Origin of the sequence: Larkinella sp. VNQ87, assembly GCF_049445795.1 — a bacterium.
Classification (GTDB): domain Bacteria; phylum Bacteroidota; class Bacteroidia; order Cytophagales; family Spirosomataceae; genus Larkinella.
Genome location: NZ_JBMSDT010000003.1, coordinates 152,498 through 177,034, shown reverse-complemented (window position 1 = coordinate 177,034; position 24,537 = coordinate 152,498). Strand labels below are relative to the sequence as shown.

Here is a 24,537-nt window from a genome sequence, read left to right as displayed (position 1 = left end):
CCCGGTTTTGCAACCTTGGAAAACCGGGCAGAAAACAACCGGTATTAGTCCATCGTAACCTCAAGGGCCAGACCGCGCAATTCGTGTACCAACACGTTGAACGATTCCGGAATGTTGGGTTTCGGCAGGTTTTCGCCTTTTACGATGGCTTCGTAGGCTTTGGCCCGGCCCACCACGTCATCGGATTTCACGGTCAGGATTTCCTGCAGGATGTGCGACGCGCCGAAAGCTTCGAGCGCCCAAACCTCCATCTCTCCAAACCGCTGACCACCGAACTGCGCCTTACCACCCAGCGGTTGCTGTGTGATGAGCGAGTACGGCCCAATCGAACGGGCGTGCATTTTATCATCGACCAGGTGACCCAGTTTCAGCATGTAGATGACCCCAACGGTAACCGGCTGGTCGAAGCGTTCGCCCGACAAACCGTCGTACAGGAACGTCCGGCCGAACGACGGTAAACCGGCGGCATCCAGTTCTGCAACTACCTGCTCTTCGGTAGCTCCGTCGAAAATTGGCGTGGCGTACTTGCGACCCAACTTCAGACCGGCCCAACCGAGGACGGTTTCGTAAATCTGACCGAGGTTCATCCGGGAAGGTACCCCCAGCGGGTTTAGAACGATGTCGACCGGCGTTCCGTCTTCCAGGAACGGCATGTCTTCGTCCCGAACAATCCGGGCAACCACCCCTTTGTTTCCGTGACGACCGGCCATCTTGTCACCTACTTTCAGCTTCCGCTTCTTGGCCACATAGACTTTCGCCAGTTTCACGATACCCGCCGGCAGTTCGTCACCGACTTCGAGCGTAAACCGTTCGCGTTTAAACCGTCCGGTAATCTCGTTCCGGCGGTTGTTGTAGTTCTTCACCATCTGCGTCAACAGCTTGTTGGTGTGCGGATCGTCCGTCCAGCCTTCAATCAGCAAATCACCCAGCAGGTTGACCTCTTCCGGCACCGAATAGCTGCTTTCGTCGCGGTACGGGTTTTTGTCCGGGAACAGGTTGTCCGTAATGTTCTTCCGGGTAAACTTCACCCCTTTGCTCGTGATGTTATCGCCGAACTTGTGGTTGATGCCTTGTGACGTTTTGCCTTCCAGCAGTGTCGACATCTTGTTGATCATCTTCTCGCGAACGCCGATCAACTCCCGGCTGTAGCGTTTCATCAACGCCTTGATTTCATCTTTGTGCTTCGAACGCTCGTCTTTGTTCGGGCGGGAGAACAGTTTGGTATCGATCACAACCCCTTTCAGCGACGGCGGTGCCTTTTTGGAAGCATCCTTCACGTCACCGGCTTTGTCGCCGAAGATGGCGCGGAGCAGTTTTTCTTCCGGCGTCGGATCGCTCTCTCCTTTCGGCGTAATCTTACCGATCAGAATGTCGCCTTCCTTCACTTCCGTACCGACCCGAACGATACCGTTCTCGTCGAGGTTACGCACGGTTTCTTCCGAAACATTCGGAATTTCCGCCGTCAGTTCCTCTTCCCCGCGTTTCGTATCGCGTACTTCGAGTTCAAACTCTTCGATGTGGATGGACGTGAAGATATCTTCCCGAACAACCCGCTCCGAAATCACGATGGCATCCTCGAAGTTATATCCCTGCCAGGGCATGAAAGCCACTTTCATGTTCCGACCCAGGGCCAGCTCACCACCTTCCGTTGCGTAGCCTTCGCAAAGCGGTTCACCTTTTTTCACCTTCTGACCTTTCAGCACCATCGGCTTCAGGTTGATGCAGGTATCCTGGTTGGTCCGGCGGAACTTGATCAGATCGTAGGTTTTCAGATCATCGTCGAAGCTCACCAGCCGCTGATCGTCGGCCAGGTCGTAGCGAACCACGATTTTGGTCGAATCCACGAACTCAATCACGCCGTTTTCTTCGGCAATGACCAGTGCCCGCGAGTCGATGGCCACCCGTCCTTCCAGACCGGTTCCTACGATCGGAGCCTGCGGCCGCAGCAGCGGAACCGCCTGCCGTTGCATGTTCGATCCCATCAGGGCCCGGTTGGCATCATCGTGCTCCAGGAACGGAATCATCGAAGCGGCCACCGACACAATCTGGTTCGGCGCAATATCCATGTAGGTCACACTCGTCGGCTCCGACATCGGGAAGTCACCTTCGAACCGCGACTTGATCCGGTCTCCCTGGATAGTTCCCTGGCCATCGACCTGCGTGTTGGCCTGCGCGATGTAGTGCGTATCTTCTTCCTCCGCCGTCAAATACTTCACCGGTTGATCTTCCGCGACCTGACCGCTTTCAATAATCCGGTACGGCGTTTCGATAAAGCCCATGCTGTTTACTTTGGCGTAAACGCAAAGCGACGAAATCAACCCGATGTTCGGACCTTCCGGCGTTTCGATCGTACACAGACGACCGTAGTGTGTGTAGTGAACGTCACGAACCTCAAAACCGGCCCGCTCGCGCGACAGACCACCGGGCCCGAGTGCCGACATCCGACGCTTGTGCGTCACCTCGGCCAGCGGGTTCGTCTGGTCCATAAACTGCGACAACTGGTTTGTTCCGAAGAACGAGTTGATTACCGACGACAGCGTCCGGGCGTTGATCAGATCGACCGGTTTGAAGTCTTCGTTATCGCGCACGTTCATTCTCTCCTTGATGGTCCGCGCCATCCGCGCCAGACCCACGCCAAACTGGGCGTACAATTGCTCACCGACCGTCCGGACGCGCCGGTTGCTCAGGTGGTCAATGTCATCAACAACGGCTTTGGAGTTGATCAGACCGATCAGGTATTTCACGATGGAAACAATGTCTTCCGTCGTTAATACTTTCGTATCGGCCGCTACATCCAGACCCAGTTTCTTGTTGATCCGGTAGCGACCTACATCGCCCAGATCATAGCGTTTGTCCGAAAAGAACAAACTTTGAATGATTTCGCGGGCGGTTTGCTCATCCGGCGCTTCCGTGTTCCGGAGTTGCCGGTAGATTTGCTCCACAGCCTCTTTTTCCGAGTTGGAGCTGTCTTTTTGCAACGTATTATAAATGATGTTATAATCCGCCACGTTCATATCTTCCTTGTGCAGGATGATCGATTTCTGACCGGAATCCGTGATGGTATCGAGGTGATCCGACGTAATGACCGAATCGCGCTCCATCAACACCTCGTTCCGGCTGATCGATACGACTTCACCCGTATCTTCATCCACGAAGTCTTCCGTCCAGGTCCGCAGCACCCGGGCAGCCAGACGACGGCCGACTACCTTCTTGAGGTTGGCCGGAGTCGCCGGTATTTCTTCAGACAATCCGAACAGATCCAGGATCTCTTTATCCGAGCCAAAACCGATGGCACGCAGCAGCGTCGTGACCGGGAATTTCTTCTTCCGGTCGATGTACGCGTACATGACGTTGTTGACGTCGGTCGAGAATTCGATCCAGGACCCTTTAAACGGAATAATCCGTGCTGAATACAATTTCGTCCCGTTGGTGTGCTTGCTCATGGAGAAGAACACGCCCGGTGAACGGTGCAATTGCGAAACAATCACCCGCTCGGCTCCGTTAATGACAAACGAACCCTTCGCCGTCATATACGGAATGTTGCCCAGAAATACTTCCTGTTCGATGGTCTCGAAGTCCTCATTGTCGGCATCGTTGCAGGAAAGCCGCAACTTGGCTTTCAGCGGCACCGAATACGTCAGGCCCCGGTCGATACACTCGTCAACGGAGTATTTGGGCGGATCAACCGAATAGTCAATGAACTCCAGCACGAAATTTTCGCGGGAGTCTGAAATCGGAAAATTTTCTTGAAAAACTTTAAACAAACCTTCTTTCGAACGATTATCAGAAGGGGTGTCTAACTGAAAAAAATCTTGGAAAGATTGTATCTGAACATCCAAAAAATCCGGATATTCGATCACCGGTTTGATTTTCGCAAAGCTTATACGCGTGGTTGTTTTCGTAGCCAAGACTTCGTTGCGTTTAGTGGTAGTGATCGATTGTAATTCGTCCGTTAAATCTGTATACTAAGTGTATACAATAGGGCGTAAACGGACAACGTAATATAGGGGGAAATAGTTTATTTTCCCGTTCGCATAGCGCAAAACTCCCCAAACAGGAAAAGACCTGACAAATGCCAGGCCTATTCCCGGGGGAGAGCGTATGACGCTAAGCAGCGTTATTTTACTTCTACTTCGGCTCCAGCTTCTTCCAGTTGCTTGCGCAGCGCTTCGGCTTCGTCTTTGGCAACACCTTCTTTTACCGGTTTCGGAGCCGTATCAACCAATTCTTTGGCTTCTTTCAGGCCCAGACCCGTCAGGTCTTTCACCAGTTTCACAACGGCCAGTTTGCTGGCACCGGCGGCTTTCAGGATCACGTCGAAGGACGTTTTCTCGGGAGCGGCAGCGGCTTCATCACCACCACCTGCTGCACCACCAGCAACCATTACCGGAGCCGCAGCGGCCGGTTCGATACCGTATTCATCTTTCAGAATAGCAGCCAGTTCGTTTACTTCTTTTACCGTCAGGTTGACAAGCTGCTCCGCGAACGCTTTCAAATCTGCCATTTTCGTATTCTTGATTAGATTGTTACAAAATTGATTAAAAGTACCCACGGGCTTTAGCCCGTGAGCGTCATAAGTTAGTAAAAACACGGACTAAAGTCCGTGGGTACGTTCCGTCAGGCGGCTTCGCGCTCCGACAGTGTTTTGAGGATACCGGCCAGTTTGTTGCCACCACCTTGCAGACCCGAAATAACGTTCTTAGCAGGTGATTGCAGCAGGGCGATAACGTCGGCAATAAGTTCGTTTTTGGTCTTCAACGTCAGCAGCGTTTCCAGTTGGTCAGCGCCAACGAACACACTGTAATCCACCGAAGCACCTTTCAACTTCAGCTTATCGTTACCGGCTTCCTTGCGGTATTCTTTGATCAGCTTCGCCGGTACTTTACCCGACTCGGCGTGGAACATCACCCCTGAGAATCCTTTCAAAACCGTACCGTCAAACGAGGTATAATCGGTGTCCAGGGTTTCTAGGGCTTTCCGGATCAACGTGTTTTTAACAACGACATACTCGATGCCACGGTCGAAACACATCCGGCGCAGTTTGTTTACTTCGGCAACCGTCATGCCACTCGCATCGGTGATGTAGAAGTAGGGAACTGTTTTGAACTTCTCGCTCAGTTCCTCAATGATCGCTCCTTTTTCTTCCCGTGTCATGTTACAGTCCTGATACCGTCGTTTTGTCAATTACTACACTCGGACTCATTGTGCTCGACAAATGAATCGTTCTTACATACGTACCTTTCGAAGACGAAGGCTTCAAGCGAAGCAGCGTAGCAATTACTTCCTGCGCATTTTCGGCCAGTTTATCCGGCTCGAACGATACTTTACCGATGCTGGTGTGAATAATTCCGAATTTGTCGACTTTGAAGTCGATTTTACCGGCTTTCACTTCCCGAACCGCTTTGCCCACTTCCGGCGTTACCGTTCCCGATTTGGGGTTCGGCATTAAACCGCGCGGACCCAGCACCCGGCCCAGCTTACCAACTTTGGCCATGACACTCGGCATCGTGATAATCACGTCGATGTCCGTCCAGCCTTGTTCGATTTTGGTAATGTATTCGTCCAGACCTACATAATCCGCACCCGCTTCTTTCGCTTCGGCTTCTTTATCCGGCGTGCAGAGTACCAGTACCCGAACGGTTTTACCCGTTCCGTGCGGCAAGGTAGCTACACCCCGTACCATTTGATCGGCTTTCCGCGGATCAACGCCTAGACGGACATCGATATCGACGGAAGCATCAAACTTCGTATAAGAGATTGTCTTTAAAATCTCGGCTGCCTGCGCCAAGGAGTACTCCTTCGCAACTTCGAACTTGCTCAGAGCCTCTTTCTGTTTTTTAGTCAGTTTTCCCATGATCTTCGCTGAATGTGACGGCTGAAATTAATTATCCCAGGGAGCTTTCCCCGATACTGTGATCCCCATACTCCGGGCAGTACCGGCAATCATTTTCATCGCAGACTCGATGGTGAAGGCGTTCAAATCCGGCATCTTGGTTTCAGCAATTTGCTGAACCTGATCCCAGGTTACGGAGCCAACTTTGTTCCGGTTCGGCTGGGCCGACGCGGTTTTTACTTTGGCAGCCTCCATCAACAGGATGGGTGCAGGCGGTGTTTTGATGACAAAATCGAATGATTTGTCTTTGTAGTACGTGATCAGTACCGGAAGGACCATGCCCATCTTGTCCTGCGTCCGTCCGTTGAACTGCTTGCAGAATTCCATGATATTCAAACCTTTGGAACCCAGCGCCGGTCCAATCGGAGGAGAGGGGTTGGCTTGGCCGCCCTTCACCTGCAATTTCACGTAGCCAGCTACTTCTTTTGCCATTGCTTCTGGTTTGTTACGCTAAGCCCTGCAAATGACTAGCCGTCCAGTGGGAAGCATACGACGGCATTGTCTCGGGCATAGCCAGTTTAATTTTCCTTTTCTACTTGTGCGTAACTCAGCTCTACAGGGGTATTCCTACCAAAAATTTTGACGACAACATTCAGCTTTTTGCGTTCGTCGAACACTTCCTCGACGGTTCCGATAAAACCGCTGAACGGGCCATCAACCACTTTAACCGATTCTCCTTTGAGGAACGAAACCGTCGGCGTTGCCACTTCCTGCGCTACCTCATCGACCTTGCCCAGAATCCGGTTTACTTCTGCCTGACGCAGCGGCACCGGTATTTTGGTTGGTCCATTGGAATTGCCCAGAAAGCCCAGTACGCCCGGCATACTCGTAATGACGTGCATTACCTCGCCGTTGGAGAGATCGGCCGAAATCAAAATATACCCCGGGAAGAAGGTCTTTTCACGAACCCGTTTTTTCCCGTTGCGCATTTCGTAAACCTTTTCGGATGGAATCAGAATCTGTGGAACAAAGTCACCCAAACCCTGTCTGGTAATTTCATTTTCCAGATAGGATTTGACTTTCTTTTCCTGGCCTGAAACGGCCCGGACGACATACCATTTAATTCCGCTTTCCATCGTGAAGTTGTTACGATTTGTAATTGCTGCTGTATGATTAGACTATAAAAATCACACAGAGACAATCTAACCCGGCATCAAAACGACTGGTAAAACAGATTCAGCGCGTTTTCAAACAAAAAGTCGATGCCACCTACCAGAAGTGCGAAAATCAGCGATGCAATCAAAACCAGGGTTGAGCTGGATTGCAGATCGCTGAACTTCGGCCATGTAACATTATGCTGAACCTCCTCCCAGGAGTCTTTCAGAAATGAGGTAACCTTGTCCATCTGTGATGTGATTGGCACGGGTGGAGAGATTCGAACTCCCATCAACGGTTTTGGAGACCGCTATTCTACCCTTGAACTACACCCGTATTAGGTAGAAGAAAGAGAAAAGACATAAGATTTGGTTTTCAACCGTTTATCTTACCTCTTTTCTCTTTGTCCTTACTATCCGCCGAAACGGACTGCAAAGTTACTAAATATTCAGAAAAAACAAGTGCATTCCCCGAAAGAAATGCACTTGTTAACTTTCCTAAATTAGTCGAGGATTTCCGTTACCTGACCAGCACCAACCGTCCGGCCACCTTCGCGGATAGCGAAGCGAAGACCTTTCTCCATGGCGATCTTGTTGATCAGTTGTACCTCGATGGTGATGTTATCACCCGGCATAACCATCTCAACGTTGGCCGGCAGGGCGATTTCACCCGTTACGTCCGTGGTCCGGAAATAGAACTGCGGGCGATATTTGTTGAAGAACGGCGTGTGACGACCTCCTTCTTCTTTCGACAGAACGTAAACCTCGGCTTTGAATTTAGCGTGCGGTTTTACTGAACCCGGTTTGCAGATAACCATACCCCGACGGATATCGGTTTTCTCAATACCCCGGAGCAGCAGACCGACGTTGTCACCGGCTTCGCCACGGTCCAGAATTTTCCGGAACATTTCAACCCCCGTTACAACGGATTTAAGGTTTTCAGCACCCATACCCAGGATTTCGACGGGCTCGCCTGAGTTGATAATACCCCGCTCGATCCGGCCGGTTGCTACCGTACCACGACCCGTGATCGAGAACACGTCTTCGACCGGCATCAGGAACGGCAGATCCGTTTGACGCGGAGGCAGCGGAATGTAGCTGTCTACGCTGTCCATCAGTTCTTCGATGGTTTTTACCCATTTAGCGTCGCCGTTCAGACCACCCAGAGCAGAACCCTGGATAACCGGAATGTTGTCGCCATCATATTCGTAGAAGCTCAACAGCTCCCGGATTTCCATTTCAACGAGTTCGAGCAGCTCCGGATCATCGACCATGTCCACTTTGTTCATGAACACAACCAACTGAGGAACACCTACCTGACGAGCGAGCAGGATGTGCTCACGAGTCTGAGGCATCGGGCCGTCCGTAGCAGCCACAACCAGGATAGCACCGTCCATCTGAGCAGCACCCGTAACCATGTTTTTCACATAGTCAGCGTGGCCCGGACAGTCGACGTGTGCATAGTGACGGTTTGCCGTCTGATATTCTACGTGCGACGTATTGATCGTAATACCCCGCTCTCTTTCTTCCGGTGCGTTGTCGATTGATGAGAAATCACGTTTTTCAGCCAGACCTTTTTCTGACAACACTTTCGTGATGGCAGCGGTCAGGGTCGTTTTACCGTGGTCAACGTGACCAATCGTACCAATATTGACGTGCGGCTTGGAACGGTCAAAATTTTCTTTAGCCATTGTTGGAAAAGCTTAAAATGAACTGGTTATTATGATTGTTTGAAATTTGCCGTTTCTGAGCCGTTGAGGGGATTTGAACCCCTGACCTCTTCCTTACCAAGGAAGTGCTCTACCCCTGAGCTACAACGGCTTATACTCTTGCATCTACTACAAAAACGAATAACGTAAAATGAAAATGAATCATTCCTCACTTCATTCTACCCTATTCATTTTCTGGAGCGGGAGACGGGGCTCGAACCCGCCACCTGAAGCTTGGAAGGCTACCGCTCTACCAAATGAGCTACTCCCGCTTGTTGCTAGTTTTCAAGTTTATTGTTTTTAGTTAAAACGATAAACTCAAAACTCTAAACTAACAATATTTCCGTGGGGAGTGGAGGATTCGAACCTCCGAAGGCGTTCGCCAGCAGATTTACAGTCTGATCCATTTGGCCACTCTGGAAACTCCCCTTTTAGCCTAAAAAAACACTTTTTACTTTCCTCCGATTGGCTCGTTCGCCAATGGAGTTGCAAAATTACATCCTTTTTTGGCTATGTCAACTATTCACTTAAAATTAATTTAGAAACCCAAAGGGTGTAACAAACAAAAACCGCTATTGATTCCTGCCAATAGCGGTTTCCCGAATTCGTAAAAACGGCTTATAAACCGATCCCGAAACTCAACGCACGAACGTCCGGCCCTTTATCCGTTTGAAACAACGGATTCATATCATACTTGATGAAGAAGTTCGTGCGGGCAATACCGATGTGCGCAACCAGACCATAACGAAAATCATTCAGGTAAAAATTGGAATGCTGCCGTTCCTTGTTGCCATCCTGCTCCTTGATCTTTGTATAACTGTCTACCCGGTAGCCCGCGAAACCGCCGAAGCCTAGGTGACCCAGCTTGCGGCCACTGTTGTTGTAGAAGCTCAGACGGGGCACTACCGGCAGATTAATTGAACAAACCGTCAGTTTGGTTTTGCGCAGGTCGCGTCCGGCATCGGCGAATACCACGCCATCCGTTCCCTTTTGCGCAATGACTTCGTTATCAAACATGTAGTTGTTCCACGACACCTCCAGTCCGTAAAACAGCTTGAATGAAACGTGCTGGCTCCGGGCGAGGGTCGGGGCCTGGCTCAGGGCAAGGCTAATGTATCGTGATCCCAGAGGCCGCAACCGGTACGTTTCAGATGGGTAGCGGGCGTTGGCGGTTTTCTCAATCAGCGTATTGAGGCCAAAACCGCCCCCTTCGGCCCCAATTTCCCAGTTATCTTTCTTCCGGCGACGGCTGCGGTTTCGCTCCGACCAATCCGAATTGTTGTCCCGCTCCGACCGGTCGTAGCTCCGTCCCTCCGACTCCTTGATCGTTACCCGAACCTCACCGTCCTGCTGCGTCACGACCAGAACCGTATCCTGCAAATACCGCTGTACCTTGTTCTGATCGATGACGATGAACGTCTCGCCCGTCCGGACCGAATCCAGCTTCAGGCCCATATCGCGGATAATCTTGTTGATGTCGTAACTGGATAGCTGGCGGATTCCTTCCTTGTCTTCGGAATGAATTACGAGCCGGGTTTTGTTGCCGAACAGGATTACGAGCGAATCGGCTTTCGAATGCTCGGGAGCAGCCCAGGCCAGGCTACCGAGCAGCAGCAGAACGGTGGTTAATACAACTTTCATGGTTCTATTTGTTGTTTGCATTTTTACGGAATGTGTTGTAGCGCAGGTTTTCATAGGATTCGGTCAGTTTCTCTTTTCCTTCCTGTACTTTTTCGGATGCCCGGGCAAACAAGGCCACCGGTTTGACGCCTACCTCTTCCCACTCGACGGGCTCCCCGGCTTTTAACTTGGTGATTTGCCGGAATACGCGCCCGATGCGGAAGCGTTTTTTGCGGGGTTGCTCTTCTTCGCTTTCGTCAAAAGAGGTTGTTCCCGATTCCATTACAGCCACAGACTCCTTAGTTTCAAGCTTCGGTGTGGCAATCTGCACCACCAGTGTTCGCTCCGGCTCTTGTGTCTTAACATTAGCGAACCGTGTATCCGGTTTTGCTAATTCCTCAGAAACTGGTTTTTGGGGCATTTCAACCGCAGCCAATTCTTCGGGTTGGTCAGAAATTGGCTGAATAGGCTTGCTGATTTTTTGCGGACTCACGTTTCCGCTTCTATACGTCGTCGGTTTCTGGTAAGCCAGTGCCTTGTTTTGTTCAGGCAGGATATCAGTTTCTGCCGGACTCAAGCTTTCTTTCTGAGCTGGCATCGGTTTTGGGGGCGTTTGCCGAGCGATTGCAGGGCCGGTTTGTACGGTTTTATCGCCGTTGTTTCCCGACCACAGCCACCAGGAAGCCAGCAGCACCACGGCGACACTGGCCACCGAGGCATACCACCAGACAATCGACGCCCGGCGTTCGGCTTTGGCGTTTATCCGGCGCTGCAATTCGTCCCACGAAGCCCGCTCCGGTTTCAGGCCGTGATTTCGGAGCTTGTCGGCAAAAAGATCGTCAATAGGGTGCTGACTCATAACTTATCGATTTTTTTTTTACATCAACCTGCGCCAGCAACCGTTGCAATAAAGCCCGGGCGCGGTGCAGTTGCGATTTGGATGTACTTTCCGTTATACCAAGTAAGTCGGCGATTTCGGCGTGGCTGTAGCCCTCGATAGCGTAGAGGTTAAAAACCGTCTTGTAACCGGCGGGAAGTTGTTCGAGCAGATTCAGCAGATCCTCCGCGACGAGATCCTGATCGGCAAAACCGGGATCGGCTTCAGGAGGGGCCTCTTCCAGCGCAACCTCGGCCCGCCATTGCTTGTTTCGGCGCAGGTACATCAACGACTCGTTTACCATGATTCGCCGAATCCAGCCTTCAAAACTGCCTTCGCTCTTATACTGATCGATTCGCTCGAAAACCCGCATAAAACCGTCCATCAGAATTTCCTCAGCTTCGTACCGGTTGGACACATATCGAACGCAGATGGTCAGCATTTTCGACGAATACCGCTCAAACAACACCTTCTGCGCCCGACTGTCCGCCCGTTGCAGTGCCGTTATCAATTGCGTTTCCGTAGAAAAACCGAGTAAGCGTCGAATCATGCGGGTTAAACCGTTTTCAATAGCAAGATGCAAAACCGGTTGCCGCAGGTTGCACCGATTTTACTTTTTTTCAAAAAAATAGCCCGACCGGGGTGGGTCGGGCCGGATGGCCTTTAAAATTCTGTTCGTTTGGCCGGATCATAGGCAATGCCGGAGACGTAATGCAGCCAGAGAATCCGGGATAAGCGAAAATTGACCGGTGTAATCAATACCAGCAGCGGACAGATAATTATTACGTACGTCCAACCGCCGGGGTCATTCAATCCGTAGAAAATCAGAAAACCGGCCACGAGCGCTACACCCCCGGAGAGCATGTAGCTGACGAACATCGCTCCCCAGAAATAACCGGGTTCAATTTCGTACCGGATTCCGCAGTTCGGACAATGCTTATACATTTCGTCGAACCGCCGGATGTTGTACACCGAATATTTAAATATCTTGCCTTCCCGGCACCTAGGACATAGCCCGGCGGACACGGCTTGCAATTTCGAGACGCTTTCCATGTTCTTTTTTGCTGGTTTGGATCCATAAGTATATAACTACCGCTACCAGCAAATAAGGCATCACGAACAGATATAGAATACCGGTATTTAATCCAACGGCTACCTGATTCCGGCCGTTGCTCATAGTACTTTCTACGGCTCCCCGGCACATGGCGCATTGCGCAAAGGTGTCGGCCATGGTCAAAATGTACAGAATGCCGATCGCCAGGATACTTTTCCAACGCTTCATATCATTCGGAATTAATGTTGGTAATAAGGAGCAATCATGAAATAAACGATGACGCCCGTAATACTGACATACAGCCAGATTGGATAAGCCCATTTCACTACCGCCTTGTGCCGGGTAATCTGACCGCTCAGCGCAAAATAAACCGCCCGTAGTACAAACCAGACAACCACCACCGATAACACAATGTGGCTAATCAGCAGAAAGTAATAAATCGGCCGGATCACCCCCTGCCCACCGAAAGGCGTCGACTCGTTTGATAGGTGATATAAGACATAACTGACCAGAAAAACAAAACCGAGTATGAACGCCATCAACATCGTTGTCCGATGCGCCGAGACGTTTTTCTGTTTGATGAAGTACAAACCGACAAGCAGGAGAAAAGCCGTAATGGAGTTAATGACGGCGTTGATGTGCGGTAAATAGGTGGTCCAGTGACCCAGATCGACTTTTTGCCGGATGCCGAGCAAAACTGCTACCACGACCGGAATCGTAATGGCCAGCACATTGATCAGCCGATTGTATTTTTTACTTTGCTCAAGTTGTAAGGTTAGCATACGATGATGAGCTTATTATTTTGCATAAATATCCAGCAAAACGCGGGTTTCCAACACCAGGCGATCGACATCTGCTTTGTCGGTGCCATTGTAAAAGCCCCGAATTTGGCCTTCCTTATCTACCAATACCAACCCCTCGTAAAGCGTAAAAGTTTCGTTTTTCCGACCGGTCATGGGGCGCTGTTTGATCCGGTAATATTGCTCCCCTACAAATGTTGTTTCCAGGGAATCCGGCCTGGCTATCAACCATTTTTTCGGTTCAATCTCAAAAGACTTCAGGACGCTGGCCGCGGTCGAATCATTGTCGACATACGACACCAGCACGACCTCCGGTTTGGGCGAAAAAATATCCTGCACGCGGTTAAGCTGACCGGCCACTTTCGTACAGGTGCTATCGCAGTTTAGGCCAAAAAAGGAGGTGATGTAAATTTTCCCTTGCAGCGATGCGGTCGAGAACGGCTGTTGGTTCGGTAGTTTCCCAACGATGGGCGGAATGGTGTAAAAAACCGTATCCTCGGTGCGACTGCCGAAGAGCGGACTCCGGCCGGGGCGGGTTTCGACCTTTCCGGTTTTCGGATTCATCACCGGAAAGAACGTCTGAAGCGTATACTGGTTCTCGCCGAAAACCTTGAGAAATATAAATACAAAAGCCGGAACCACCAACACGAGCAGGAGGATTCCGGCTTTCAAAAAGCGCGTCATGCTATTTGGCAATAAAAATAAAGTTACCTTCCATCAGCAGGGCAAGCAGCAGCCAAACCACGAAAATACAGGGCAGGATGATCGCCCAGATCAGTGATTTCACTTCGTGCTTCAAGTGCATGAACTCCCCTACAATGTAGAAGGCTTTAACAATGGTCATGATGACAAAGACCGACGTTTTGAAAAAACCGGCCGGAACCGTAAAGGCAATCAAGAATTCGAAAGCCGTCAGAACCGACAGAATAATGAAGGTTCTCCAGATGGCTTTGGTTTGCGGTTCGGCAATAACCCGGTCTTCCGTATCGTGGTGGTGAGAATGATGATCTGCCATGATTGTAGATTAAAATTTTAGACCAGATAGAAGAACGTAAAGACGAATACCCATACCAGGTCGACAAAGTGCCAGTACAAACCGACTTTCTCCACCATTTCGTAGTGCCCGCGACGATCGTACAAGCCGAAAGCCGTCCGGTAGAAAATCAGGATGTTCAGGACAACCCCGCTGAGTACGTGTGTTCCGTGGAACCCGGTGATAAAGAAAAACAAGTCGGCAAAAGCCGGAGGACCGTACTGATTCTCGGTCAGGTTAGCCCCAAAGATCGTCCGCTCAATCCATTTTCCGTCGACAACCTCCCGAATGACGGTTCCTTCGTCCGTTCCGTGGATAAAGTGCGTCCATTCCCAGGCCTGGCTGCCCAGGAAGGTCAAGCCGCCGAGGATGGTCCAAAGCATGTACTTTTCCACCGCAGCCCGGTCCATCCGGTGCCCGGCTTCAACAGCCAGTACCATCGTTACCGACGAGAAGATCAGGATAAAGGTCATGATCCCGACGAAAACGAGTGGCAGTTCAACACCGTGCAGGAACGGAACCGCTTCGTATACCTTCTCCGGGATCGGCCAGTACAGGTTGGAGAAATGAAACTCACCATGAACGGCTGGATCATATGCCGGATAGCTAAACCGGATCATCCCGTAGGTGACCAGCAAAGCGGAGAATGTGAAGGTATCCGAAATAAGAAAGAACCACATCATTAGCTTGCCGTAGCTCACTTTCATCGGTTCTACCCCGCCCATCCAGGTTTTTTTGTCAAATACTGGCGCGTCGGTTGTTGCAGTAGCAGCCATGCTTTACGGAGATTGAATCAATTAAAATACAATAAAAAGCCAAACAGATAAACCCACAGGATATCCAGAAAATGCCAGTAGGTCATGCAAATTTCAATCTGTGTCAGGTTTTTGGCGTGAATTTTCAATTGGAATGCCGCCCGCAAGGCAAACAGGAGGACGAACAGACCGCTGATCAGGTGAAAACCGTGTAGTCCGGTAAAAACGTACATAAACGAGCCGGAAGGGTTTCCGACAAAGTATACGTTTTGGGCTACGAGGTCTTTCCAGCCCATGAATTGCATCACCAAAAAGGCCAACCCAAACGCAAAAGTAATAGAAATTGCTGTTCTCAATACCCCGAAATCATCTTTTTTTGCCGCCCGATACGCCCAGTGCATCGAAATGCTGCTGAGGAGTAAGACGACGGTGCTATACCAAAAAACCGAGGGTATTTCAAACTCCAGCCAGTTGCCTTCCGCCCGCCGGACGAGGTAGGCACTGGTCATGGCGGCAAACAACATGATGATACTCACCACAAAGAGCCACAGGATGAACTTTTTGGGGTTCATCGATAAGGTTTCCTCAGGCTCTTCCGCTACCGGCACTAACTTAATTGCTTCGCTCATAGTCAATTACACTTTGTCTAACAAGAACGCAATCTGAACAATCGGCAAGTACAGGAACGATCCGAACATGATTTGCAAAGCCGCTTTGTCCGTGCGTTTTCTCATTAAATAAAACGTTTGAGCCAGGAATAGAATTCCGCAAACCATGGCAATCAGAGCAGAATTCAGGCCCGTCATTCCCAGTTCATACGGCAGCCAGCCTACCGGCAACAAGCACAGCGTATAAATCATGATCTGCAACGCCGTCCGCTCATCTTTACCACCCGTTGAAGGCAAAAGTTTGAAACCGGCTTTGGAATAATCTTTATCAGCCACCCAGGCAATCGCCCAAAAGTGCGGGAATTGCCAGAAGAATTGAATCGCAAACAAAATACCGGGTTCAAGACCGTAGTGGTTTGTAGCGGCAACCCAACCAATCATGGGTGGAAACGCACCTGGCAAAGCCCCGACAAAAACCGCAATTGGGCCAACCCGCTTCAAGGGTGTATAGACAAAACCGTAGAGCAGTAACGACAAAACCGACAAGGCACACGCCCGCAGGTTAAAGAAAACGATGAAGAGGTAACAGGCAACCACGAACAAAATGAAGGCAAAAACAGCCGCTTCCTGAACGCTCAACCGTCCCGTTGGCAGGGGTCGACCCGCCGTCCGTTTCATCAGTTTATCATAATCCCGCTCGATAATCTGATTGATGATGTTGGCGGCTCCGGTCATCGCGAGGGAAGCGATGAACAGCACCCCCAGTTTCAGCCAGTCGATCCGGCTCACCGCCAGACTGTATCCATACATCCCCGACAGGGCAACAAACGCCGACAATCGGAATTTCAATAACTCGAAGTACGCTTTACTTTTTAAGGCAAACGCACCGGCACCAATGGTTTTGGTCTCCTGCATGCTAGATTGATGAATAATGCGGCAGTTCAACTGCCGGTTTATGTAATAGCTGATCGGCGTTCAGCATCAATAGCGCCGTAAACTGCAATCCCAACATCACCACTGCCAACGTTAAGTGAACCGGCTGGGCAGCAGCCGGAACAGCGAAATAGGCCAGAACGATGCCTGTTAAAATTTCCACAACGACCAACGCCATCATGGCAATTCCCAGTTGGGATAAGATTCCCTGGTTTTTTACATATTTCCGTAATTGATAAATCACGGCCACATGAAACGCCAGTACTACCAATGAAAATGACCGGTGAATGTAAAACCGGTAATCCAGGCTGTCAATCCAACGGTATCGCTCGCTGTACCCCAATCGCTGAATAGCTTCATCGATCGCTTCCCGGACCTGTGTCCCAATTAGAACCTGCAATAACGAAAGAATAATAGTCCAGAGCAGAATCTGATTCAAAGCACTTTTCTTCGAGCCTACGGCTTCGATGGTAACATGGCCGGTGTAAGAAACCGCCATCACGTACAGCAAAGCAAAAACAACCAGAATAGCCAGCAGCATGTGTAATGTCACCACATAGGGTGTCAGTTCGGTAGCCACCACTCGTGCGCCTAACCAACCATTCAGACCGATTAATACGAATGAGAGTAAGCTTCCATAAAAAACACGCTTATCCTTCCGCAAGAAAGGAATTGAAACAACAAGCAGTGCAAAAACCAGCAGCCCGGAGAAAGCTCCTAACAGACGGTTGACGTATTCAATCCAGGTTTTGACGGCGTTAAACTCAATTTCGCCTTTTAGCTTGGCACCGTAAATTTCCTGGTAATTGGGGGGGAGCTGCGACACTTCGGTGGGCGGAACCCAGCGGCCAAAGCAGCGCGGCCAATCCGGACAGCCCATCCCGGAGCCTGTACTTCTGACAATTCCACCCGCTAAAACCAACAGGTAAATAGTAATAACTGTCAGAAGCGCCAGACGCCGGAATAGGTGTTCGCGTTTATTAATGGGGTTGTTTAAACTGGTCATTATAGTTCTGTGCCTCAATCTCCTTCTCCAACGCAATCAATGCATTCTCATGCGGCAGATTCGATTCCGGAGTTTGAGAATAAGGAACATTCTGCGGGATAAAGTCGTCCTTTGCTCCCGGTTTGCTATAATCATAGGCCCAGCGATACACAGCCGGAATTTCGCCCGGCCAGTTTCCATGCCCCGGATGCAGCGGGGTCGTCCATTCCAGTGTATTCGATTTCCACGGGTTCAACGGAGCCACTCTTCCTTTGAAAATGCTGTAGAAGAAGTTCCAGATGAAAAGTAACTGAGCCGTGAACGTAAAGATGGCCGCAATACTGATGAACATGTTCAGGTCGCCAAAGGTCCGGAAGGCTTCGTAAGTCGTGAACGAATAATACCGACGCGGGAAACCGGCGATTCCGATATAGTGCATCGGGAAGAACACGAGGTAAATGCCGATGAACGTAAACCAGAAGTGGATGTGCCCCAGCGTGCTGTTCATCATCCGACCGAAAAATTTCGGGAACCAGTGGTAGACCCCGGCCAGGAAGCCGAAAGCGGAAGCCGCTCCCATTACGAGGTGGAAGTGAGCAACTACGAAGTAGGTATCGTGCAACTGAATATCCAGCGCGCTGTTGCCGAGAATGATACCGGTCAGACCGCCCGATATAAAGAAGGACACCAGACCGATCGAGAACAACATTGCAGGCGTAAACACAATGTTACCGCGCCACAGGGTCGTTATGTAGTTAAACGCTTTTACCGCCGAAGGAACCGCAATAATCAATGTCAGGAACATGAAGATGGAGCCCAGGAATGGGTTCATACCGGTCACGAACATATGGTGTGCCCACACGATAAAGGCCAGGAAGGCAATACCGATCATGGACGCAATCATGGCGCGGTACCCAAAGATCGGTTTCCGCGAATTCGTAGCAATAATTTCTGACGTGATCCCCAGAGCGGGCAGCAGAACGATGTATACTTCGGGGTGACCCAAGAACCAGAACAAGTGCTGGAACAGGATCGGGCTACCTCCTACGTTCGGCAGAGCCTCACCACCAATGTAAATTTCCGACAGATAGAAGCTGGTCCCCATGCTCCGGTCGAAGATCAGCAGCAGAGCCGCCGACAAAAGTACCGGGAAGGAGATCAGACCCAAAATGGCAGTCAGTAGGAAGGCCCAGATGGTCAGAGGCATTTTGCTGAATGACATGCCGCGCGTCCGCAGGTTAATAACCGTCGTGATGTAGTTGATACCACCTAACAACTGCGAAACGATAAAAATCGCCATACTCATCAGCCAGAGCGTCATCCCTAGCCCGGAACCCGACATGGCTTGCGGCAGGGCGCTCAACGGCGGGTAAATAACCCAGCCACCTGAAGCCGGACCGGTTTCAATGAACAGCGACGCGAACATCAGGGCGCTCGACAGGAAGAAGAACCAAAACGAAAGCATGTTCAGGAAACCGGATGCCATATCTCGGGCACCCACCTGCAACGGAATGAGAAAGTTTGAGAACGTTCCACTCAACCCAGCGGTCAACACGAAAAAGACCATGATAGTCCCGTGCATCGTGACCAGCGCCAGGTAAAATTCCGGGTCTAGTTTACCGGATTCATCAATCCAGCCTCCGAGGATCGGACGGAGCCATTCCAGTTTCATGTTCGGAAAGCCCAATTGCAACCGGAACAGAATTGACAATGTAGCGCCAATCACTGCCCAGAAAATGCCCGAAAACATGTATTGTTTTGCAATCGTCTTGTGGTCCTCCGAGAAAACGTATTTTCTCAGGAAACTTAGCTCTTCGTGGTGGTCATGTTCTTCGACATGAGCCACGTTTGCTGCGTTCGTTTCAACGGTTGCCATAGTGTTAAAATTTGTAAGGTCTCTATGTTAGGTTAGTAATTAACGCAGGGCAGCACTTGTGGCAGCTCCCGCGGCTTCCGGCGCAGCAGCCTGTGTACTGTCTGAAGATGCTTCAGGAGTTTCGGCGGGAATGTATTTTGCCGCTTTTGCTTTCAGTTTTTCCGGTACGCGGGCCAGATAATCCGGGTTATTGGTCAACCAGGGCTTCTGTTTGGCCATCCAGGCCTGGTAGGAAGCTTCATCTTCGACAACCAGCGTCGTACGCATCGAAAAGTGGCCTTTACCACAAACTTCGGTGCAGGCAATTTCGTACTTGAAATTCTGGTTGCCGGTTTCGTTCCGCATTTCCTCCGTCGTTTTGTCGGCGATAAACCAGAACCGCGTCGGCATGCCCGGTACAGCATCCATTTTCACCCGCATGTGCGGAATGAAAACACTATGCAGTACGTCTTTCGCCCGGATTTTCAACAAAACCGGTCTATTTACCGGGATGTGCATTTCGGAAGAAACCGTAAAGTCATCAAAGGATGCTTCATCTTCCAGGTCAATCCCCAGGCTGTTGTTGGCGTCGATCAGCTTGTAATTGTAGTTACCCAGTTTATTGTTATCAACGCCCGGATAACGCATTTCCCAGTTGAACTGCTTACCAACAATTTCAATCACCTGCGCGTCGGCCGGTGCCTCGCTGGTGATGTCACGCCAGGCCCGCCAACCCGTGAAAACCAGCAGAGCCATGACCACCGCCGGAATAACCGTCCAGATCAATTCCAGTTTATGATTTTCCGGATAATAGGTTGCTTTATGTCCTTTTCGATACTGATACTTATAGGCGAAGAAGAACAGCAGCGCGTTGGTCACCACAAACGCGATGGTAATAATGGCCATAACCAACCAGAACAGACCATCCGTATGCCGACCGTGCGGAGAAGAAGCTTCGGGCAAAAAGTATTGTCTAGCATTCAAGAATGACCAGGTTACGGCCACTGCACCCACCACAAAAAAGGTGGGAAAAAGAATCGCATTGATCCGGTTACCGGTCCCTACGCGTTCGATCTCCTGCGTGGTGTCACCACCATTGGCGCCTTTCAAAACGGAGGTCAATCGCGTCAGTACCAGAATAGCCAGTACCAAAAATACTAACGACAACAGTCCTACAACGTAAACCATAAGAATGGGTTGAATGATTTTGAATAGAAAACGTACTGGATGTTAAATATCGTGATGTAACGACTCTTCCAACATCGGGTGATTTTTAGGAATCAGATTGGCCTTGGTCAACTGCGTCGAAACCGACCAGATGAACGCACAGGCAAAAATCAGAATCATTCCGAATTCAATCGGCCCGAATCCACCGTGTTCTCCAACCGTTCCGGGCATGATGTTCGTGTAGAAATCAAAATAGTGCCCCACAATAATGCCCCAGCAGGCAACTTTCAGAATGATGGGTGTCCGCTTGGCATCCCGGGTCATCAAGACCAGAAAAGGGAAGAAAAAGCACAAAAACAAATTGATAAAGAACGGAGCTTTGTAGATTCCCCCGTAACCACTAAACCGCTCGCGGTAATAAATAGTTTCTTCGGGAAGGTTAGCGTAATAGATCAGCATAAACTGTGCAAACCAGACATACGCCCAGAAGATACTAAAAGCAAACATGAACTTGCCTAAATCATGCAAGTGGCTCGCGTTCACCGCTTTCAGATAGCCTTTTTCTTTCAGGCTAACGATCACCAGCGTGATAATTGCCAGACCGGTTACGTGCCAGCTTGCCAGCGTATACCAGCCGAACATCGTACTGAACCAGTGCGTATCGATAGACATCACAAAATCCCAGGCAGACGTTGACGAAGTTACCGCAAAAACAACCAGGAAAGCCGTCGCAAATTTGATACTCTTTTCGTAATATTCCGTACCGCCTTCCAGATCTTCCTGCAACGAGAATCGCCGAACTACCCGCCACAGCATATACCAGGCCGCGAAATAAACGACCATCCGGATTAGGAAGAAAGGCGTGTTCAGGAATCCTTTTTTACCGGCAATAATTGGGTCATACTCCGGCCCACCGACTTCGTACAAGCCTTCGTGCGTCCAGTGGAACAGATCATGGCCTGCCACAAAGAACGTAATCAGCATAATGACGCCGGTTACGGGCAAAAACGCGGGCAGCGCTTCCGGAATCCGTTTGAAAACCGCCGACCAGCCAGCCTGCGCCAGGTAGTTATAAGCCACGAAGAACATACCGATTACGGATGCTCCGGTGAAATAGACACTGTTTACCCAGACATTTGCCCACAAACGGGTTGTCCATTTGTAGTGGTGTCCGCCAGCAGCCGCTTCGTGCGCACCGCCGTGGGCTTCAGCACCATGTGCAGCAGCGCCGTGAGCCGCTTCCGCAGCGTGCTCATGTCCACCGACACCTTTAGCGGCCAGAAAAGCACCAATGCCAACGAGTACAACGCCGGCAACGATACCGATGGTCAGGTTGCGTTTGCTTTCGGCTGTAAATTCAAATTGTTCGTCAACCGACGGGATTGAATGTGTATGAGCCATTCTTTTTTGAACTATAATGATTCTTCAGTAGACTTGACTTGGTTAACCGCCAGTTTGCAGTTTCCGAACATAGTGTACAATTTTCCAGCGGTCTTCGGGCGTAATCTGCGATCCGTGGGGCCACATCCGGTTCCGGCCGTAGGTGATGACGTGGAAAATGTGCCCTTCCGTCATGCCCGACATCCCGCCGTAGTTCGGTACCCCTTTGTACTGCGCAGCCACCAACCCGTCACCTTTCCCGGCTTCGCCGTGGCAGTGTTGGCAAAACCGTGCGTAGTATTCTTTTCCTTCCGCCAGCGTTTTCTCATTCAACGGAATCGGATTTACCAGCGTCCGTTCGGCAATTTCAATGCTATCGGCCGGGATGTTGTAAATCATCAAATCCCGGGAAGAACTGTCGGCAAATTTCGTGTTGTAATTCCGGCGGGATACGGTACCTTTTACTGGTAACCACAGCGCAGTACCCTTCGTACCCTTGTCGGTATATGGAGTTTTGAAACCGTCTTCCTGTTTGTATGGCTCATAACCAACAGGCTCGTACATGTTCGGGGCATAAGTCGTTCCCGGATTGTCGTGGCCCCGCTTGCAGGCGGTTATCGTTAGCATGGCGGCTGCCATCACCAGAAGAGAGCGGTTCAGTCGCGTAAACTTCATGTGTCGTCAGTCGATTAAAATTGTTTTACATTTACTTCGGCAGCACCTGACTCCCGCAAAACCGTCGCAATTTCTGCTTCCGATTTTTTATTCTTGCTCAGGTCAATGGCCATCACAAATTTGTTGTCCGTGCTGCGAAGATCGAACATTAAGGGTTTCACGGTGGGGCCTAAGCCGTTCGAAACCAGAAATGTCCCTACCATACCCAGAGCCGTAAACAAAACGGTCAGCTCAAACATAACTGGGATGTAAGCCGGATAGGCGTAATGGTCTTTCCCCCCGATAATCATCGGCCAGTCGTAGCCCATCGTGTAATACGTCAGGGCAACCATGCAGAGAAAACCGGTCAGACCGAACAGGAAGGCAGCAATACCGATTCGGGTGCGCGGGTGACCGAGTGCCACATCAAGCCCGTGAATCGGAAATGGGGTGTACACTTCGTGAATCCGCACCCCAGCGCTTTTCACTTCGGTAACGGCTTTCAGAACGACTTCGTCGTCATCGTAAACCCCCACCAGAAATTTTGCGCTATCGTTATGATGAACTGACATTGCTTGTAGTGAATATGGGTAAAAGAGTAACTGGTTACTAAAGGCAATTCTACGATTACAAAAGCTCCCGGATTACTCGACGTCTTTGTTGTACGTTGGGCTCGTAACGCGCTCTCCTTTGGCCACGCCCGACACCGACGCCGGTAATTTCTCAGACGCCGACCGAATGATGGCTTTTACCTCGAACATGTTAATCACCGGCAGGAACTTGGCAAACAACAGGAACAGGGTAAAGAATAAACCAAATGAGAAGATATAATCACCAATATCGAACATGGTCGGTGAGAACATTGCCCAGCTTGAGGGCAGGTAGTCACGGTGCAAGGAAGTAACGATGATTACAAACCGCTCGAACCACATCCCGATGTTTACCACCACCGACAGCACGAACGTCCAGGTGACGCTCCGGCGGATTTTCCGCGACCAGAACAACTGCGGAGAAATTACGTTACAGGTCATCATCGCCCAGTAAGCCCACCAGTACGGACCCAGCATCCGGTTTAGGAACGCATACCGCTCGTATTCAACCCCGGAGTACCAGGCAATAAAGAACTCGGTGATATAGGCCACACCCACGATGGAACCCGTCAGCGTGATGATTTTATTCATCGACTCGATGTGTTCGTACGTGATGTAATCTTCCAGTTTGAACACGACCCGCGTAATCAGCATCAGGTTCTGCACCATCGCAAAACCGGAGAAGATAGCACCGGCCACGAAGTAAGGTGGGAAGATGGTGGTGTGCCAGCCCGGAATGACCGAGGTGGCAAAGTCGAAGGATACAATCGTGTGAACCGACAAAACGAGGGGCGTTGAAATACCGGCCAGAATCAAGCTGATGTATTCGTAGCGCGCCCAGGTTTTAGCACCGCCGTTCCAACCGAGCGAGAAAGCGCCGTAGATGTAGCGGGACACTTTGCTCGTGGCACGGTCGCGGATGGTCGCCAGGTCAGGCACCAGACCCATGTACCAGAACACCAGTGATACCGTAAAATACGTACTGATGGCGAATACGTCCCAGACCAGCGGAGAGTTGAAGTTTACCCACAACGAACCGAAGGTGTTGGGCAGCGGAAGCGCCCAGTAAGCCAACCACGGACGGCCCATGTGCATCAGGATGAAGCTGGCGGCACAGATAACGGCGAAGATGGTCATGGCTTCAGCCGCCCGGTTGATCGACGTCCGGTATTTCATCCGAAACAGCAGCAGAATGGCCGAAATCAACGTACCGGCGTGACCGATACCGACCCACCACACGAAGTTGGTGATGTCCCAGGCCCAGCCGACGGTCTTGTTCAACCCCCAGACGCCCAAACCTTCCCACCAGGTCCAGAACAGGCAGAAGGTACCGTAAATCAGAACGACGAATGAGATGATAAACGCAATGGTCCACGCGCGGGTGGGTTTCCCTTCGACCTGCTTGCAGATATCCTCCGTTACGTCGGCATATGTCTTACCCCCGGTTACCAGTGGGGTTCTCACGGGTGATGTAACGTGCATGGTTTTGAATTTTGAATGCGAATGTTAACGAACTAGAATACACAATCG

The 24,537-nt window shown here is 50.6% G+C and carries 25 protein-coding genes and 4 tRNA genes; all 29 read right to left on the bottom strand.

The window, feature by feature from the left end:
* Positions 1 to 44: 44 nt before the first annotated feature.
* Entirely contained in the window at positions 45 to 3,908 is a 3,864-nt protein-coding gene (gene rpoB, locus ACO2Q8_RS05885) for a DNA-directed RNA polymerase subunit beta (RefSeq protein ID WP_423343857.1), read from the bottom strand.
* 209 nt (positions 3,909 to 4,117) lie between these two features.
* Positions 4,118 to 4,504, bottom strand: coding sequence for a 50S ribosomal protein L7/L12 (gene rplL, locus ACO2Q8_RS05880; RefSeq protein ID WP_423343856.1), 387 nt, complete (start codon positions 4,502 to 4,504; stop codon positions 4,118 to 4,120).
* A gap of 113 nt (positions 4,505 to 4,617) precedes the next feature.
* A complete protein-coding gene (gene rplJ, locus ACO2Q8_RS05875) occupies positions 4,618 to 5,154 on the bottom strand; it encodes a 50S ribosomal protein L10 (RefSeq protein ID WP_423343855.1) in 537 nt (178 codons plus the stop codon).
* A gap of 1 nt (position 5,155) precedes the next feature.
* The gene (rplA, locus tag ACO2Q8_RS05870; RefSeq protein WP_423343854.1) at positions 5,156 to 5,854 is read right to left on the bottom strand and encodes a 50S ribosomal protein L1; all 699 of its coding nucleotides are present in this window, start codon (positions 5,852 to 5,854) and stop codon (positions 5,156 to 5,158) included.
* 27 nt (positions 5,855 to 5,881) lie between these two features.
* Complete coding sequence (gene rplK, locus ACO2Q8_RS05865) at positions 5,882 to 6,325, bottom strand: 50S ribosomal protein L11 (protein ID WP_423343853.1); 444 nt, start codon at positions 6,323 to 6,325, stop codon at positions 5,882 to 5,884.
* Positions 6,326 to 6,411: 86 nt separating this feature from the next.
* A complete protein-coding gene (nusG, locus tag ACO2Q8_RS05860; protein ID WP_423343852.1) occupies positions 6,412 to 6,969 on the bottom strand; it encodes a transcription termination/antitermination protein NusG in 558 nt (185 codons plus the stop codon).
* 77 nt (positions 6,970 to 7,046) lie between these two features.
* Positions 7,047 to 7,238, bottom strand: coding sequence for a preprotein translocase subunit SecE (gene secE / locus ACO2Q8_RS05855; protein WP_423343851.1), 192 nt, complete (start codon positions 7,236 to 7,238; stop codon positions 7,047 to 7,049).
* A 12-nt stretch (positions 7,239 to 7,250) separates the two neighbouring features.
* Positions 7,251 to 7,324, bottom strand: a tRNA-Trp gene (locus tag ACO2Q8_RS05850).
* Between the two features lie 166 nt (positions 7,325 to 7,490).
* Positions 7,491 to 8,678 (bottom strand): elongation factor Tu, encoded by a 1,188-nt coding sequence (gene tuf / locus ACO2Q8_RS05845; RefSeq protein WP_423343850.1) that lies wholly within the window; start codon positions 8,676 to 8,678, stop codon positions 7,491 to 7,493.
* A 58-nt stretch (positions 8,679 to 8,736) separates the two neighbouring features.
* Positions 8,737 to 8,808 (bottom strand) — tRNA-Thr (locus ACO2Q8_RS05840).
* An 84-nt stretch (positions 8,809 to 8,892) separates the two neighbouring features.
* Positions 8,893 to 8,968, bottom strand: a tRNA-Gly gene (locus tag ACO2Q8_RS05835).
* Between the two features lie 74 nt (positions 8,969 to 9,042).
* A tRNA-Tyr gene (locus tag ACO2Q8_RS05830) sits at positions 9,043 to 9,125 on the bottom strand.
* A gap of 189 nt (positions 9,126 to 9,314) precedes the next feature.
* On the bottom strand, positions 9,315 to 10,337 hold the full coding sequence (locus ACO2Q8_RS05825) for an outer membrane beta-barrel protein (RefSeq protein WP_423343849.1): 1,023 nt from the start codon (positions 10,335 to 10,337) through the stop codon (positions 9,315 to 9,317).
* 4 nt (positions 10,338 to 10,341) lie between these two features.
* The gene (locus ACO2Q8_RS05820) at positions 10,342 to 11,175 is read right to left on the bottom strand and encodes a hypothetical protein (protein WP_423343848.1); all 834 of its coding nucleotides are present in this window, start codon (positions 11,173 to 11,175) and stop codon (positions 10,342 to 10,344) included.
* The gene (locus ACO2Q8_RS05815) at positions 11,156 to 11,743 is read right to left on the bottom strand and encodes an RNA polymerase sigma factor (RefSeq protein WP_423343847.1); all 588 of its coding nucleotides are present in this window, start codon (positions 11,741 to 11,743) and stop codon (positions 11,156 to 11,158) included. The genes ACO2Q8_RS05820 and ACO2Q8_RS05815 overlap by 20 nt, the downstream gene beginning before the upstream one ends.
* 113 nt (positions 11,744 to 11,856) lie before the next feature.
* Positions 11,857 to 12,246, bottom strand: a complete 390-nt coding sequence (locus ACO2Q8_RS05810) for a DUF983 domain-containing protein (protein WP_423343846.1) — start codon at positions 12,244 to 12,246, stop codon at positions 11,857 to 11,859.
* A 240-nt stretch (positions 12,247 to 12,486) separates the two neighbouring features.
* Complete coding sequence (locus ACO2Q8_RS05805) at positions 12,487 to 13,029, bottom strand: DUF420 domain-containing protein (protein ID WP_423343845.1); 543 nt, start codon at positions 13,027 to 13,029, stop codon at positions 12,487 to 12,489.
* A 15-nt stretch (positions 13,030 to 13,044) separates the two neighbouring features.
* Positions 13,045 to 13,731, bottom strand: coding sequence for an SCO family protein (locus tag ACO2Q8_RS05800; protein WP_423343844.1), 687 nt, complete (start codon positions 13,729 to 13,731; stop codon positions 13,045 to 13,047).
* A gap of 1 nt (position 13,732) precedes the next feature.
* Positions 13,733 to 14,062 carry a cytochrome C oxidase subunit IV family protein gene (locus ACO2Q8_RS05795; RefSeq protein ID WP_423343843.1) on the bottom strand — a complete coding sequence of 110 codons (330 nt, stop codon included), beginning with the start codon at positions 14,060 to 14,062 and terminating at the stop codon, positions 13,733 to 13,735.
* Positions 14,063 to 14,079: 17 nt separating this feature from the next.
* Positions 14,080 to 14,856 carry a cytochrome c oxidase subunit 3 gene (locus ACO2Q8_RS05790; protein ID WP_423343842.1) on the bottom strand — a complete coding sequence of 259 codons (777 nt, stop codon included), beginning with the start codon at positions 14,854 to 14,856 and terminating at the stop codon, positions 14,080 to 14,082.
* Between the two features lie 17 nt (positions 14,857 to 14,873).
* The gene (locus tag ACO2Q8_RS05785) at positions 14,874 to 15,464 is read right to left on the bottom strand and encodes a cytochrome c oxidase subunit 3 (RefSeq protein ID WP_423343841.1); all 591 of its coding nucleotides are present in this window, start codon (positions 15,462 to 15,464) and stop codon (positions 14,874 to 14,876) included.
* 6 nt (positions 15,465 to 15,470) lie between these two features.
* Positions 15,471 to 16,358 (bottom strand): heme o synthase, encoded by an 888-nt coding sequence (cyoE, locus tag ACO2Q8_RS05780; protein ID WP_423343840.1) that lies wholly within the window; start codon positions 16,356 to 16,358, stop codon positions 15,471 to 15,473.
* A 1-nt stretch (position 16,359) separates the two neighbouring features.
* A complete protein-coding gene (locus ACO2Q8_RS05775) occupies positions 16,360 to 17,382 on the bottom strand; it encodes a COX15/CtaA family protein (RefSeq protein WP_423343839.1) in 1,023 nt (340 codons plus the stop codon).
* Positions 17,357 to 19,237 carry a cytochrome c oxidase subunit I gene (locus ACO2Q8_RS05770; protein ID WP_423343838.1) on the bottom strand — a complete coding sequence of 627 codons (1,881 nt, stop codon included), beginning with the start codon at positions 19,235 to 19,237 and terminating at the stop codon, positions 17,357 to 17,359. The genes ACO2Q8_RS05775 and ACO2Q8_RS05770 overlap by 26 nt, the downstream gene beginning before the upstream one ends.
* 39 nt (positions 19,238 to 19,276) lie before the next feature.
* Positions 19,277 to 20,404 carry a cytochrome c oxidase subunit II gene (locus ACO2Q8_RS05765; RefSeq protein WP_423343837.1) on the bottom strand — a complete coding sequence of 376 codons (1,128 nt, stop codon included), beginning with the start codon at positions 20,402 to 20,404 and terminating at the stop codon, positions 19,277 to 19,279.
* A gap of 42 nt (positions 20,405 to 20,446) precedes the next feature.
* On the bottom strand, positions 20,447 to 21,784 hold the full coding sequence (locus ACO2Q8_RS05760; RefSeq protein WP_423343836.1) for a quinol:cytochrome C oxidoreductase: 1,338 nt from the start codon (positions 21,782 to 21,784) through the stop codon (positions 20,447 to 20,449).
* Between the two features lie 42 nt (positions 21,785 to 21,826).
* Positions 21,827 to 22,438 (bottom strand): c-type cytochrome, encoded by a 612-nt coding sequence (locus ACO2Q8_RS05755; RefSeq protein WP_423343835.1) that lies wholly within the window; start codon positions 22,436 to 22,438, stop codon positions 21,827 to 21,829.
* A gap of 14 nt (positions 22,439 to 22,452) precedes the next feature.
* A complete protein-coding gene (locus tag ACO2Q8_RS05750) occupies positions 22,453 to 22,989 on the bottom strand; it encodes a DUF3341 domain-containing protein (RefSeq protein WP_423343834.1) in 537 nt (178 codons plus the stop codon).
* A gap of 72 nt (positions 22,990 to 23,061) precedes the next feature.
* Complete coding sequence (gene nrfD, locus ACO2Q8_RS05745; RefSeq protein WP_423343833.1) at positions 23,062 to 24,489, bottom strand: NrfD/PsrC family molybdoenzyme membrane anchor subunit; 1,428 nt, start codon at positions 24,487 to 24,489, stop codon at positions 23,062 to 23,064.
* Positions 24,490 to 24,537: the final 48 nt, after the last annotated feature.

Coding starts and splice junctions, on each gene's coding strand:
- rplL (WP_423343856.1), bottom strand. CDS start 4,504: ATGGCAGATTTGAAAGCGTTCGCGGAGCAGCTTGTCAACCTGACGGTA.
- ACO2Q8_RS05785 (WP_423343841.1), bottom strand. CDS start 15,464: ATGAGCGAAGCAATTAAGTTAGTGCCGGTAGCGGAAGAGCCTGAGGAA.
- rplA (WP_423343854.1), bottom strand. CDS start 5,854: ATGGGAAAACTGACTAAAAAACAGAAAGAGGCTCTGAGCAAGTTCGAA.
- tuf (WP_423343850.1), bottom strand. CDS start 8,678: ATGGCTAAAGAAAATTTTGACCGTTCCAAGCCGCACGTCAATATTGGT.
- ACO2Q8_RS05775 (WP_423343839.1), bottom strand. CDS start 17,382: ATGACCAGTTTAAACAACCCCATTAATAAACGCGAACACCTATTCCGG.
- ACO2Q8_RS05800 (WP_423343844.1), bottom strand. CDS start 13,731: ATGACGCGCTTTTTGAAAGCCGGAATCCTCCTGCTCGTGTTGGTGGTT.
- ACO2Q8_RS05795 (WP_423343843.1), bottom strand. CDS start 14,062: ATGGCAGATCATCATTCTCACCACCACGATACGGAAGACCGGGTTATT.
- ACO2Q8_RS05755 (WP_423343835.1), bottom strand. CDS start 22,438: ATGAAGTTTACGCGACTGAACCGCTCTCTTCTGGTGATGGCAGCCGCC.
- ACO2Q8_RS05825 (WP_423343849.1), bottom strand. CDS start 10,337: ATGAAAGTTGTATTAACCACCGTTCTGCTGCTGCTCGGTAGCCTGGCC.
- ACO2Q8_RS05750 (WP_423343834.1), bottom strand. CDS start 22,989: ATGTCAGTTCATCATAACGATAGCGCAAAATTTCTGGTGGGGGTTTAC.
- ACO2Q8_RS05790 (WP_423343842.1), bottom strand. CDS start 14,856: ATGGCTGCTACTGCAACAACCGACGCGCCAGTATTTGACAAAAAAACC.
- ACO2Q8_RS05765 (WP_423343837.1), bottom strand. CDS start 20,404: ATGGTTTACGTTGTAGGACTGTTGTCGTTAGTATTTTTGGTACTGGCT.
- ACO2Q8_RS05805 (WP_423343845.1), bottom strand. CDS start 13,029: ATGCTAACCTTACAACTTGAGCAAAGTAAAAAATACAATCGGCTGATC.
- nrfD (WP_423343833.1), bottom strand. CDS start 24,489: ATGCACGTTACATCACCCGTGAGAACCCCACTGGTAACCGGGGGTAAG.
- ACO2Q8_RS05760 (WP_423343836.1), bottom strand. CDS start 21,784: ATGGCTCATACACATTCAATCCCGTCGGTTGACGAACAATTTGAATTT.
- rplK (WP_423343853.1), bottom strand. CDS start 6,325: ATGGCAAAAGAAGTAGCTGGCTACGTGAAATTGCAGGTGAAGGGCGGC.
- ACO2Q8_RS05820 (WP_423343848.1), bottom strand. CDS start 11,175: ATGAGTCAGCACCCTATTGACGATCTTTTTGCCGACAAGCTCCGAAAT.
- nusG (WP_423343852.1), bottom strand. CDS start 6,969: ATGGAAAGCGGAATTAAATGGTATGTCGTCCGGGCCGTTTCAGGCCAG.
- ACO2Q8_RS05815 (WP_423343847.1), bottom strand. CDS start 11,743: ATGATTCGACGCTTACTCGGTTTTTCTACGGAAACGCAATTGATAACG.
- ACO2Q8_RS05770 (WP_423343838.1), bottom strand. CDS start 19,237: ATGGCAACCGTTGAAACGAACGCAGCAAACGTGGCTCATGTCGAAGAA.
- secE (WP_423343851.1), bottom strand. CDS start 7,238: ATGGACAAGGTTACCTCATTTCTGAAAGACTCCTGGGAGGAGGTTCAG.
- ACO2Q8_RS05810 (WP_423343846.1), bottom strand. CDS start 12,246: ATGGAAAGCGTCTCGAAATTGCAAGCCGTGTCCGCCGGGCTATGTCCT.
- rplJ (WP_423343855.1), bottom strand. CDS start 5,154: ATGACACGGGAAGAAAAAGGAGCGATCATTGAGGAACTGAGCGAGAAG.
- cyoE (WP_423343840.1), bottom strand. CDS start 16,358: ATGCAGGAGACCAAAACCATTGGTGCCGGTGCGTTTGCCTTAAAAAGT.